This is a genomic window from Rhabdochlamydiaceae symbiont of Dictyostelium giganteum (assembly GCF_964291045.1).
Classification (GTDB): domain Bacteria; phylum Chlamydiota; class Chlamydiia; order Chlamydiales; family Rhabdochlamydiaceae; genus PALSA-1444.
Map to the genome: position 1 here is coordinate 1280686 of NZ_OZ197277.1, position 11372 is coordinate 1292057.

An 11372-nucleotide genomic window follows, 5' to 3' on the forward strand; every position below is an offset into this window, starting at 1 on the left:
CCTTAATATTAAGCCGTTCTGTATGTCATGGATTAAAGGCATGAGAGTGCTTTTGTTGATTTAATAGACCTATGTTTAGGGAACCATTTTATGAAAACACAGCCTAAAGAGATGTACATCTTATCCCTCATTGAAATGTGTCAGCGGTTTGCTTTTTGGGGAATCGGCAATCTCCTCGTGCTGTATGTGGTGAGTATTTATAAGTTTTCAGATCAAGAGGCAACGCATCTTTACGGCATATTTACAGGTATTGCGTTTATCTTACCTCTCTTTGGAGGGTATATTGCTGATCAAACCAGTTATCAAAAAAGTGTTATCGTAGGATCGCTATCTACAGCTTTTGGATGCCTTCTTCTTTCTACAGGAGTATTACCCCTTCTTTATACAGGACTTTTCTTTGCAGCAACAGGAGCTAGTATTTTTACGCCCAGCATTTACACCCTTTTAAGCCGCCTTTATCAAAACTACCCTAAGCTTAGAGAGGGAGGATTCTCCATTTACTACTCAGCCGTTAACGTGGGCGTGTTTTTAGCGACGTTTATTTTAGGAGCGCTTGGCCATAAAGGGTACTGGAGAGAAGCTTTTATACTTGCCGCTTTGATTCAGCTTCTTGGACTGTTGATCTTTTTAAAGGTGATGAAGCTGCCTCATTTTTTAAAAATGCATAGTAATGCTTCTTCTTTGTTAGAAAAGGAAGATACATCTTCTTTAACAAAGGTGCAAAAAGGGCGTATTGCAGTGATTTGCATCCTCTCTTTTATCTCAATTTTGTTTTGGATGTGTTATGTTCAAGGGTGGTCTTCGATGACCCTTTTTACGCTAAGGTATACCGATAAAATGATAGGAAATTTTGAGGTGCCAACTTCTTGGTTTCTCTCTCTTGAGACACTCTATTTGATTCTGCTAGCTTTTCCTTTAGCCTTTTGTTATAAACTGCTCGCCAAATACCAGAAAGACCCTTCCCCTTCTTTGAAAACAGCGCTCAGTTTAATCGCTATGGGCCTTTGCTTTTTTGTGATGAGACAAGGAGCTTTGCAAATCCCCTCAGGATCTTTATCTGACTCCATTAGCCCAAGCTATCTCATCACCGCGTTTGCTTTTATGGCCCTTGCTGAAATGCTGATTGCGCCTATTGGACTCTCGCTTGTGACAAGGCTCTCTCCTCCTAGATACACCGCGCAGCTTGTAGGCATTTGGTATCTTTGCTTAGGAATTGCCTCTTATTTAGGAGGCATCATGGCAGGGTGGATGTCTTCGATGAAAGAGCTCTCTTCTTTTTTTGAGATATTTATTTACCTCTCTTGGATCCCAGCCATCATCTTACTCTTAATGGCTAAAAGGCTCACCAAACTCTCCCATATGGAGGATCTCTAAAGCCTCAGTAAAATCAGGAGGAAGATCAGCTGTCACTTCTACATTAAGTCCTGTAATAGGATGGGTAAAAGCTACGCTATAGGCGTGTAAAAGATGCCGAAGAGGTTTATAGCTTGATTGAAACACAGCTGCATATTGATGATCGCCTAAAATCGGATGCCGCATCTCTTTCATGTGAACTCTTAGTTGATGTGTTCTTCCTGTAATAGGATGGCACTCCACCAAAGACGCCTTATCCCCGGAAGCGATTTTTTTCCAGTGAGTTTCTGAGATCATTCCTTGAGGAGCCGAGTGATACACTGTTTGCCCTTCATAACGGAATTTAGGAGCAAGGTGAGAGACAATTTCTCCCTGAGGAAGTTTTACAATTCCATCTACGATGGCAAGATAAGTTTTATGAATCTTCTTTTGACGAAACACTTCGATCATTTTTTCAATCGCAAATTGACTCTTACCCAAAAGAATCACGCCTGACGTGTCTTTATCAAGGCGATGTAAAAGATACCCTTCTAACTGAGGATCATCAGACACCATGCCAGCTGGTTTATCATACGCTTTTAACCACTCATCTTCCCACAGTAAAACCGGCTTAATGACCGCTTTTACCTCTTCCATTTGGATGATCACAACCTTATCCCCTGTTTTTAAAGGGTGAGTCGAAAAGGTTTCAAGCCTGCCGTTAACGGTGCATCTTTTGGCCTCAACCCACCGCTTTAGGGCTTTCACAGAAGGGGGTTTTTTGTAGTTATCACGTAAAAAAGCAAGTAGCGTCATTCCATGCTCTTTCTTAGACACGGTAAATTTTTGCTCTAAAGACTCTTCTTCCAAATATCTAGAGAACCGCTTTGATCCGTACCCTTTTTTATGGGGATGACGGGATTTAAAATCTCGTTTTTCTTGTTGTTTTTTTAACATGGATAAAAGCCTTGAGGTGGTAAGTTTTAAGAGTTATATTAAGGTCTCTTTAAAAAAAGAAAGCATGCATTAAAAACCCTATCAAGGATTTAATGCATGCTCTATCAAGCTTTAAGAGCCGTTTTGAGAAAAGTATTCAACAAGGAGTCTCACACCCACGCCTGTTGCAGGAGTTGTGTGATAGCCATGCGGAGTACTTAAATATGCTGTTCCTGCGATATCTAAATGCGCCCAAGGGGTCTCTTTTTTCACAAATTCTTGAATGAATAAAGCGCCGTTAATGGCAGAAGCTTTGCGGTCCCCTGCATTTTTAATGTCTGCAATGGATGATTTTAAAGACTCTTTATATTCATCATAAAGCGGTAGGCGCCATACTCTTTCATACACCTTTTCTCCAGATGTTGTTAAGGCATCTGCAAGCCCTTGGTTGTTACTAAAAAGACCTGTCACATGCTCTCCTAAAGCGACCACAACCCCACCTGTCAGCGTTGCTAAATCAATGATATGACTCACTGGATAGTGCGCTTCTAAATAGCTAATGGCATCTGCTAAAACAAGTCTTCCCTCTGCATCGGTATCTGCAATTTCAACTGTTTTACCGCTATAGCTTTTGTAGACATCTCCTGGCTTATAGCTGTTAGATCCAATGCTATTTTCTGTAGAGGGGATCACTCCGATGATATTGACAGGAAGTTTTAAACTAGCTACTGCTTTAAGGGTTCCTAAAACAGATCCAGCTCCTGACATATCGTCTTTCATGGTCTCCATACTACCCCGTGGCTTTAAGTTAAGCCCCCCGGTATCGTAGGTGATCCCTTTTCCAACAATCGCTGTATAGGTATTAGAATTAGGGTTTCCTTGATATTTCACGGTGATTAAAGCAGGATCTCTCACAGAGGATCTATTAACAGCTAAAATCAGCCCAAGACCCTCTTTTTTCATCTCTTCTTTTCCCATGACTGTTGTTTCAAGGACAGGATAAGAAGCTGCAAGTTCTCTTGCAACAGAAGCTAGCTTTTGCGGGGTGATGTCATCGGCATTGCCGTTCACAAGATCCCTTGTAAAGTTGACTGATTCTGTGATGAGAAAGGCTCTTTGACATTTTTTAAATACTTCTTCTGATATTCCCACTAAACACACCGACTCAAGGAGGGCTTTTGCCTCTTTTTTAAGCGTGTCACATTTGAGCGCATCAAAGGTGTAGTGCGTGAGGAATACACCCTCTGTAATCGCAGAGGCAGCTCCTTCTTCAGAAGGGGTGTAAATGTTCAGCGCTTTCCATTTTTTCTGTCTTGCAAGCTTAACAGCAGATGCGATAGCTCTTCGCCAAGATTCTAAGGAGCACTCTTCTTTTTTTCCGCATCCAAGAAGCACTAATCTCTTCTCTTTTTCTAAATCAAGATAAAGGGTTGTAACCTCTCCTTCTTTAGCAAGAAAATCGCCGCTCTCAAGAAGCGCTTCAATTTCTTTTGCAAAGTAAGGGGTTAAAGGCTCAATCCCTTTTTCTAACTGAAAGCAAGGTAAGATGATACAATCAGCATCTGTCCTATTTTCTATTAAAGGAGCATGAGAAAAATGCATCAGAACGGTACCTCATCATCTGAGAACATCGGTGTAGATTTTGATTGTCCGTAGCTAGGTTGTTCAGGGCTTGATCCAAAAGAAGATTCTGAAGAAGCTGAAGGAGCGCTCTCTCTTGAATCTCCGCTCGAGTGATCAGGTTTTCCAAAAGGGCTAAAGGAAATGCTTGTTGCTGTCACACTCATTGAAATTTGAGGTTTTCCATCCCGGTCTGTAAAAATTTCAGGTTTATGAATTTCTCCCATGACAACAATGGAGCTTCCCTTTTTAAAGTAAGTCATCATTTTATCAAACTGCTCACCCCAGACAGAAACTCTCCACCAAATGGTGTCATCTTTTGACCCTTTACGGGCACGAGCAGCCACGCGAAGTGTTGTGACTTTTTGGCCTGATGATGTGAAACGCACCTCAGGATCTGATCCCAAATGACCAGCGATCATAGTATGATTCATTTTAAACTCTCCACATTAAATACAACTTTCTCTACATTATACAACGAGCAATAGAATCATGATAACAATTTTCTCGAGATATAAGAGAATATTAACAGGCATGCGCTCAGCTTTAACCTTAAGAAGGCTCTTGGACCATGAAAGAAATTAAAACAACAAACGCCCCTCTTGCTATTGGCCCCTATTCTCAAGCGATTCTCTCGAAGGGATTCCTCTTTATTTCAGGGCAAATCCCGATTAATCCGGTATCAGGACAGGTGGAATCTACAACTATTGAAGGGCAAACGAGGCAAGTACTTGCGAATTTAGAAGCGATTTTAAAAGCAGCTGACCTCTCCTTTGATCATGTTGTGAAATCTGAAATCTATCTGAAAGACCTCTCGCACTTTTCGGTTGTGAACGCGCTCTATGCAGAATGCTTTAAAGGCGAGATTAAACCTGCAAGACAAACCATGCAAGTAGCTAAACTCCCTCTTGACGCGCTCATTGAAATCTCTTGTATTGCGTGTGTTTAACACACGCCTTTCTTGATATCTCTTAAAACCTTAAACTGAATGGAATTTTTCTGTAGACTTTCTTTTAAGCAAAATGAGCCCTCCGATGATGAAGGGAATAGATAGAATTTGTCCCATTGTGAATACACTTCCTAAAAAGATAGCGCTTTGCTCTTCTTTGAAATACTCAATCAAAAACCGAAAAACAAAAACAGATGTCACAAAAAGGCCGCAGAGCGCTCCATCACGCGGAAGTTTTTTCTGATGATAAAGCGTCATCATCACAGCAAAAAGAGCGAAATAAAAAACAGATTCATAAAGCTGTACAGGGTGCCTTGGTATAGGAGAGGACCCATCAATGGGGTGACCAAAAATGATACCCCACGGCACTGTTGTGACCTTCCCTAAGATTTCTTGGTTAAAAAAATTCCCCATCCGAATGGAAGCAGCTGGAAGCCCTGCCACGACAGAGAGATAATCTAGCAGCTTTAAAAGGGTAACTGAGCGGTGTTTTCTTTGATAGAAAATCAGCGCAGTAATGAGTCCAATTACTCCTCCATGACTTGATAGCCCCCCTTCCCAAAAATAGAGAAGTGCTAAAGGGCGCATCTTCATGACCATCCATCCTTGATAAAAGAGGATATCAAACAGTCTAGCCCCTAGAATAATGCCTAGAAGTAGAGAGAGTGTAAACGTATCTCCCTCATGATACGCCCCTTTCCCTTCTTTTTTAAATAGAGAAAGTAGAATTTGGTGCGCGAGCATAATCCCCAGAGCAAAAAAAGCGCCGTACCACAGAAGCGGACGGTCTAAGATAGGGATATTCCAAGGGAAAATCGCAGGAGAGGGGTCCCAATACAGGTAAGCAAATAGCAGAGTTAGTCCCCTTTAATCACAGGTTTTTGCACGTGATTAATTGCTTCTCTAAAGTAAATCATCGCTCCGTGAATGAGCGCAGAGCCAACTGTTACATCAATAAACCCTTTGATATCAGAAGGAATGGGGATAAACCGAAAACTCATCCCAAGTCCCATCATCAATCCTAAGATGATAAAATACTTCTTATCATACGCCTCTTGAAAAGAGAGGAGCGCATTTTGCTGATAGAGTCTACTCACAACTCTTTTCACCGTTTTAGCCAGGATCACTCTTCCTTTAATGAGCCCGGCAATTAGAGCTATGCACAGCATGATCATTCCTGCATCATGAGATGTTCTACTCTCTCCCATAAACCACCCCATCATGCCATCTGTTTTATTAGTCATCATGCAGAGTAAGATCCATTTTAGCCCCTTCGAAAGAAGCAAAGAGCCCATAATAAGCCATGTAAACCCTGAGATCACGGTCCATTTTGTTGCACTCAATTTCATAAAACACTCCAAAATTCCAGTATACCGTGTAACACCTTCAAAATCAACAAAGCAAAGACAATAAAAAAATTCACACTTCCCTCTAACAAAAAGTTACTGTTGTTTCCAAAAGGAAAATTTGTCATGATCATCTTCTGATGAATCTGATATCCCCTACCCTCTTGAAGCAAAAGCTTCCTTTAACTCCCCTTCATCAATACACCGTCTCTTCTCAAAGACAAACGGTGTGTCATGTACTGTCTAAGAAAGATCCAAGACTTGCTCTCATCTTTGGGCCATGCTCTATCCATGATATTCCCTCAGCGCTTGACTATGCGAAAAAATTTAAGCTATTAGCTAGCCGTGTGGAAAAAGAGTGTGTCTGCATCATGCGGGTCTACATTGAAAAACCAAGAACCACTTTAGGGTGGAAAGGGTTTGTGTATGATCCAAATCTTGATGGATCTAACGATTTACAAAAAGGGATTAGAGAAGCGCGTGAACTGTTTATCACCCTTACAAAATGGGGCATTCCTATTGCAACAGAGATCTTAAGCCCGCTCCTTCTCCCGTTTTTCTCTGATCTCATCACCTGGGGATTTATTGGAGCTAGAACTTCTGCCTCTCAAACTCACCGTGAGATAGCGTCTGATTTACCGTTTCCTGTCGGATTTAAAAATAGCCCAGAAGGGAGCATTTCTCAAGCAATTCACTCTGTCATTGCCACAAGAGAGCCCCAGTCTTTCCCGATGATAGGAGAAGATGGGTTTATTACAGCTGTTGAAACAGCTGGAAATCCATTTGCTCATGTGGTGTTAAGAGGGTCTCACTTAGGCCCTAACTATGACGCTCAAACCGTTGCCTCTTTACAAGAAGAACTTTTGCGCAATCATCTTCCTCAAGGCGTCATGATTGATTGCTCGCATGATAACTCAGGAAAAAATGTAGATAGGCAGAAAGCTGTGTTTTTTGAAGTGCTAGAAAACTATCTCCAAAATAGATCCCCCATTTTAGGGATGATGCTGGAGAGTCACTTAGAAGAAGGGGCTCAAAGACTACTCGAGGACCCTTCAAATCTAAAATACGGCCTATCTATTACCGACCCTTGCATGAGCTGGAAAGATACTGAAAAGCTTGTTCTTTACGCCTCAGAGTGCATTGCTTCAAGCGTAATGAGATGAACCCATAGCTGATGTTTCCACTCTCTATAGACCGTTCCATCTTCTAAACAAATTTTGGCTTTATACGTTAAAATGCCCCGTTTTGCTAAATAGTCTTCATTAAGAAGGGAAAAGAGCTTTGTTCCTCTTCTGTATTCAAGAGGGTAGGTGATGCGCTCTTCTGTATAGTCTTGATAAATAACATGAAACACAATTTGCGGCTTTTTTTCTAAAAGATCTGGAGGAACCGACCACTGCATCACAATTTGCTGCCCAAACGGGGGATTTTCTTGTCTAGGGTCTGGGCTTTTAATGTGATAGCTAGCTAAAGATTTTTGCGTGATCGGGATCTGCTGTAAAGAAAGGATATATTTTTGACAGCTACTCATTAAACCCAGCATGAGAAAAATCGAGAAAATCCCTCGCATATTTAATCCTTATGAAAAAGAGGGCATTGTACCTTTTTTTCTCTTTTCTATGTCAAAGGAGCCGCATTTTATAAAGAAAAACCTCTCTTTAAAACCTAAATTGGGTAGACAAAAGAGCTCTATTTCAGTTAAAACTTTAAGCTATGTCATCTTCTGTTGTCTGTATTTTAATGCATCAAGATCAAGTGCTTCTGATTAAGCGGCGCGATATTCCTGTTTGGGTCCTTCCTGGGGGAGGGATCGATCCAGGAGAGTCTCCAGAAGAGTGCGCAGTCAGAGAGATGCAAGAAGAAACTGGCTTAACAACGACCATTAAAAGAAAAATTGGAGAGTACTCCCCTCTTAATAAGTTAACGAGATACACCCATTTCTTTGAAATGACACTCCTATCTGGAACACTGACACTGACAGATGAAACAGCAGATATTCAGTTTTTTAAGCTAGGCGAACTCCCCTCACATATGCCCCCTCCTTACCCAGATTGGATTGAAGATGCTCTTCTTTTCTCTCCCACCCTCATTCAAAAAAAGCTTACCCAAATCACTTACCTTAAGCTTTTTAAGACGCTGCTACGTCACCCACTTCTTGTGATAAGATTCTTATTAACGAAAATACATATTCATCTTAATAGCCCTTCAGTAAAAGATTAAACCATCTTCTTCACATCTACAACTTGATCAAACTGCTCATAGCTAAGAAATTTAAGCCTAAAAGCTGCCTCTTTAAGAGATATATTTTCCTGATGCGCCATTTGAACCACTTTAGCCGCCTTATCGTATCCAATGACGGGATTTAAGGCAGTAGCTACCATTAAAGAATTTTCCACCATTTTCTCAATCCTTACTCTATTGAGTTCAATCCCCTTGAAGCAGTGATCATGAAAGCTCTTGATTCCCTCTCCTAGTAACCTAATGGATTGCAAGAGGTTGTAAATGATGACAGGTTTAAAGACATTGAGCTCAAAGTTTCCCATCGATCCTGCAATGCCTATTGTCACATCATTTCCCATCACCTGGGCTGCGATCATAGTAAGCGCTTCACACTGTGTGGGGTTCACTTTTCCTGGCATGATGGAAGAGCCTGGTTCATTAGAAGGAAGAATCAGCTCTCCCAGACCGCATCTAGGGCCAGAAGCGAGCCATCTGATGTCATTACCTATTTTCATAAAGCTTGTGGCTAAGAGCTTTAATACCCCGCTCATCTGCACTAAAGGGTCATGAGAAGCTAGCGCTGCAAAACGGTTTCTAGCTGCTCTAAAGGGATGCCCTGTCATCTCCCGAATCTTTTGAATGGCAAGCTCATCAAACCCTTTTGGGCAGTTAAGTCCAGTACCTACTGCTGTCCCGCCTAATGCAAGCGGATAGAGAGACTCAAGCGCGTGATAAAGCTGCTCTAGTCCATACCGAATCTGATCCCCATACCCTGAAAACTCTTGTCCAACTGTTAAAGGAGCTGCATCCATGAGATGGGTTCTTCCCACTTTAACGACATCATTAAACACGGCGCTCTTCTCTTCAATCTCTTTTAAAAACTCTTCTAAGTGAGGAATTAAGCACTCATGAATGAGCTTAACCGCTGCAATATGCATGGCGGTTGGAAAAACATCATTAGAAGATTGAGAGCAGTTCACATGATCATTAGGATGAATAGGTGTTTTAGATCCCATCACGCCCCCACTCTTTTCAATGGCGCGGTTAGCAATCACTTCATTGACGTTCATATGAGTTTGAGTACCTGATCCTGTTTGCCATAAAGAGAGAGGAAAATGTTTATCTAACTCTCCTTGGATCAGCTCATCACACACACCTATAATCACTCTTGCTCTATCTTCTGAAAGAAACCCTAATTGATAATTTGCTTCAGCAGCTGCTCTCTTAATCACCCCAATGGCATGGATCACTTCGATTGACATCTTTTCTTTCCCAATGGAAAAATTTTTCAAAGACCTCTCTGTCTGAGCTCCCCAATACCTATCTGCTTTAACCCAAATAGACCCTAAGCTATCGCTCTCTTCTCTAAAGATCTCTTCCATATTGCCTCTCTTTTTTATCTCCTTATTAACGGGTTAAAAAAGAATAATCAATATTTTTATTTATAAATTATGAAAGTTGAAGAGGATTCAAAGGTCTCTAAAGCACTCAATAGACAAGATGGATTGCTCATCACCATTCATGAAATGTATCAAGAGTATTTAACAAAGGGATGCAGACTATGAGATCAAAGACATCTAGGCACATAAATACTCTCTATAGCATAGAAATCTCCCCCATTCTTCTTTATCCCTTATAACTCTCCTAGAGCTGGGGGTGCTTTTTTTGAGGGGTATGTAGTGGATTCTTAAAGCCCTGAGTATGATTTGCAACTTGGGGTGTTTTTGAGACTGTCTTAGCCACTTTTTTACTTAAGGTTAATTTTTGCATCTTTTCTGTTGATTGCTCTACCTTTTCTTCTAAAGAAGGCACTTCAGGCTGAGCTGGTAAGACTACTTTAGTTTTTTTACATGCTAAGTACATCGCTTCGCTTTTTTCAACAATGGATCTTGCAAGACCATCAACGAAAAATTTTACAGGATTAACGCCCCTCGCCTCTGCCTCTTTACGCCGCTCCATATCGGCAGTCATGATTTGCATTTTTCGTTCACGTTGTCCAAGTGCTTCAGAAGCTAGATCAATGTAATCCTCAGCATCTTTCCAATAGTATCCACAGGGTGTGTTGTATTAATCCATAGACAATCAAAAAAAATGGGGTGAAAAAATAGGGTAATTTTTTATTGATTAAAGAAAAAGCATGGGATTATACTTTTGATTACTACAAAAAAAGGAGATCCCATGCGATCACGAAGTAAATTACGACGTAACTGGTCTGAATATAACACATCTTTGGAAAACCTAAGGAGATGTTAATTTCTGGGTAGAGTCTACAGCCCATGAAAAATTTAAGGTAAAAGATAAGAAAAAACGGGGCCATCCCTTTAGCTACTCGAATTTTTTGATCATGGCTATGATGACGCTTAAGATTCCAATTCAATCTTCCTCTAAGGCAGACACAGGGGGTTTTTTAGGTCTCTCCTTATTCTTCAAGGTATTGATATACAAGTGATTTCCTATTCACAGCTCTGCAGAAGGATGAAAACTCTTTCTCTTCCTAAAAACCTTGTTAGACGCGGGCAATTGTGTTAGATTCTACAGGGCTAAAAGTATATGGAGCTGGTGAGTGGTGTGCCTCCAAATATGGAGGAAAATCCAAGTGGAATAAGCTCCATATAGCCATGGATTTAAAGACGCAAGAGATCATCTTAGCTGAAGTGGGAGATGAATATGAATCTGATACGACTTACTTTGAAAAAGCCCTGAAAAAAGCAAATAGCAAGAAAGGAAGAGTTCTCATGGATGGTATCGCTGACAATAAAAAATGCTACGCTCTTGCCAAAAAGTATAATAAGGAGCTTCTTACTCCTCTTAAGAAAAGGAGCGATTATTCGTGATGAACCTGTGTATGAAAAAAGAAATGAAGCTGTCCGTATCATCAAAGGATTAGGAGATGACCTAGAAGCTAAGGTCAATATGGGGAAAACTAACAGGATACAGTCAAAGATCGGTAGCAGAAAGTATGATGTCTG

13 protein-coding genes are annotated in these 11372 nt (G+C 40.9%); 5 read left to right on the plus strand and 8 right to left on the minus strand.

What is annotated here, in order from left to right; all coding sequences use genetic code 11:
• Positions 1 to 90: 90 nt before the first annotated feature.
• Entirely contained in the window at positions 91 to 1374 is a 1284-nt protein-coding gene (locus tag ACI7T6_RS04405; RefSeq protein WP_404665176.1) for a peptide MFS transporter, read from the plus strand.
• Here the strand turns inward: ACI7T6_RS04405 and ACI7T6_RS04410 are convergent.
• From ACI7T6_RS04410 to ssb, 3 genes are all read right to left on the minus strand, one after another.
• Positions 1327 to 2289: an RluA family pseudouridine synthase gene (locus ACI7T6_RS04410; RefSeq protein ID WP_404665177.1), complete on the minus strand. Its 963-nt coding sequence runs from the start codon at positions 2287 to 2289 to the stop codon at positions 1327 to 1329. The two genes, ACI7T6_RS04405 and ACI7T6_RS04410, sit on opposite strands and share 48 nt — an antisense overlap.
• Positions 2290 to 2400: 111 nt before the next feature.
• A complete protein-coding gene (locus tag ACI7T6_RS04415; protein WP_404665178.1) occupies positions 2401 to 3870 on the minus strand; it encodes a leucyl aminopeptidase in 1470 nt (489 codons plus the stop codon).
• Positions 3870 to 4322 (minus strand): single-stranded DNA-binding protein, encoded by a 453-nt coding sequence (ssb, locus tag ACI7T6_RS04420; RefSeq protein WP_404665179.1) that lies wholly within the window; start codon positions 4320 to 4322, stop codon positions 3870 to 3872. The genes ACI7T6_RS04415 and ssb overlap by 1 nt, the downstream gene beginning before the upstream one ends.
• 137 nt (positions 4323 to 4459) lie before the next feature.
• On the opposite strand from ssb, the gene ACI7T6_RS04425 reads away from it, so the two are divergent.
• Positions 4460 to 4837 carry a Rid family detoxifying hydrolase gene (locus ACI7T6_RS04425; protein ID WP_404665180.1) on the plus strand — a complete coding sequence of 126 codons (378 nt, stop codon included), beginning with the start codon at positions 4460 to 4462 and terminating at the stop codon, positions 4835 to 4837.
• Between the two features lie 30 nt (positions 4838 to 4867).
• On the opposite strand, the gene lgt is transcribed toward ACI7T6_RS04425, so the two are convergent.
• The gene (lgt, locus tag ACI7T6_RS04430) at positions 4868 to 5692 is read right to left on the minus strand and encodes a prolipoprotein diacylglyceryl transferase (RefSeq protein WP_404666135.1); all 825 of its coding nucleotides are present in this window, start codon (positions 5690 to 5692) and stop codon (positions 4868 to 4870) included.
• A 2-nt stretch (positions 5693 to 5694) separates the two neighbouring features.
• On the minus strand, positions 5695 to 6186 hold the full coding sequence (locus ACI7T6_RS04435; protein WP_404665181.1) for a hypothetical protein: 492 nt from the start codon (positions 6184 to 6186) through the stop codon (positions 5695 to 5697).
• A gap of 137 nt (positions 6187 to 6323) precedes the next feature.
• On the opposite strand from ACI7T6_RS04435, the gene ACI7T6_RS04440 reads away from it, so the two are divergent.
• Positions 6324 to 7346: a 3-deoxy-7-phosphoheptulonate synthase gene (locus tag ACI7T6_RS04440; RefSeq protein ID WP_404665182.1), complete on the plus strand. Its 1023-nt coding sequence runs from the start codon at positions 6324 to 6326 to the stop codon at positions 7344 to 7346.
• On the opposite strand, the gene ACI7T6_RS04445 is transcribed toward ACI7T6_RS04440, so the two are convergent.
• Positions 7307 to 7753: a hypothetical protein gene (locus tag ACI7T6_RS04445; protein WP_404665183.1), complete on the minus strand. Its 447-nt coding sequence runs from the start codon at positions 7751 to 7753 to the stop codon at positions 7307 to 7309. The genes ACI7T6_RS04440 and ACI7T6_RS04445 overlap by 40 nt on opposite strands.
• A gap of 143 nt (positions 7754 to 7896) precedes the next feature.
• Between ACI7T6_RS04445 and ACI7T6_RS04450 the strand changes: the two genes are divergently transcribed.
• Positions 7897 to 8403, plus strand: a complete 507-nt coding sequence (locus tag ACI7T6_RS04450) for an NUDIX hydrolase (protein WP_404665184.1) — start codon at positions 7897 to 7899, stop codon at positions 8401 to 8403.
• Here ACI7T6_RS04450 and fumC read toward each other — a convergent pair.
• Positions 8400 to 9785: a class II fumarate hydratase gene (fumC, locus tag ACI7T6_RS04455; RefSeq protein ID WP_404665185.1), complete on the minus strand. Its 1386-nt coding sequence runs from the start codon at positions 9783 to 9785 to the stop codon at positions 8400 to 8402. The two genes, ACI7T6_RS04450 and fumC, sit on opposite strands and share 4 nt — an antisense overlap.
• A gap of 262 nt (positions 9786 to 10047) precedes the next feature.
• Positions 10048 to 10383: a hypothetical protein gene (locus tag ACI7T6_RS04460; protein ID WP_404665186.1), complete on the minus strand. Its 336-nt coding sequence runs from the start codon at positions 10381 to 10383 to the stop codon at positions 10048 to 10050.
• A 542-nt stretch (positions 10384 to 10925) separates the two neighbouring features.
• On the opposite strand from ACI7T6_RS04460, the gene ACI7T6_RS04465 reads away from it, so the two are divergent.
• Positions 10926 to 11237: a transposase gene (locus ACI7T6_RS04465; protein WP_404665187.1), complete on the plus strand. Its 312-nt coding sequence runs from the start codon at positions 10926 to 10928 to the stop codon at positions 11235 to 11237.
• The last annotated feature ends 135 nt before the right edge of the window (positions 11238 to 11372 follow it).

Excerpts from the sequence above, each read along its gene's own strand:
- ACI7T6_RS04405 (WP_404665176.1), top strand. The coding sequence starts at position 91 with ATGAAAACACAGCCTAAAGAGATGTACATCTTATCCCTCATTGAAATG.
- ACI7T6_RS04410 (WP_404665177.1), bottom strand. The coding sequence starts at position 2,289 with ATGTTAAAAAAACAACAAGAAAAACGAGATTTTAAATCCCGTCATCCC.
- ACI7T6_RS04415 (WP_404665178.1), bottom strand. The coding sequence starts at position 3,870 with ATGCATTTTTCTCATGCTCCTTTAATAGAAAATAGGACAGATGCTGAT.
- ssb (WP_404665179.1), bottom strand. The coding sequence starts at position 4,322 with ATGAATCATACTATGATCGCTGGTCATTTGGGATCAGATCCTGAGGTG.
- ACI7T6_RS04425 (WP_404665180.1), top strand. The coding sequence starts at position 4,460 with ATGAAAGAAATTAAAACAACAAACGCCCCTCTTGCTATTGGCCCCTAT.
- ACI7T6_RS04435 (WP_404665181.1), bottom strand. The coding sequence starts at position 6,186 with ATGAAATTGAGTGCAACAAAATGGACCGTGATCTCAGGGTTTACATGG.
- ACI7T6_RS04440 (WP_404665182.1), top strand. The coding sequence starts at position 6,324 with ATGAATCTGATATCCCCTACCCTCTTGAAGCAAAAGCTTCCTTTAACT.
- ACI7T6_RS04445 (WP_404665183.1), bottom strand. The coding sequence starts at position 7,753 with ATGCGAGGGATTTTCTCGATTTTTCTCATGCTGGGTTTAATGAGTAGC.
- ACI7T6_RS04450 (WP_404665184.1), top strand. The coding sequence starts at position 7,897 with ATGTCATCTTCTGTTGTCTGTATTTTAATGCATCAAGATCAAGTGCTT.
- fumC (WP_404665185.1), bottom strand. The coding sequence starts at position 9,785 with ATGGAAGAGATCTTTAGAGAAGAGAGCGATAGCTTAGGGTCTATTTGG.
- ACI7T6_RS04460 (WP_404665186.1), bottom strand. The coding sequence starts at position 10,383 with ATGCAAATCATGACTGCCGATATGGAGCGGCGTAAAGAGGCAGAGGCG.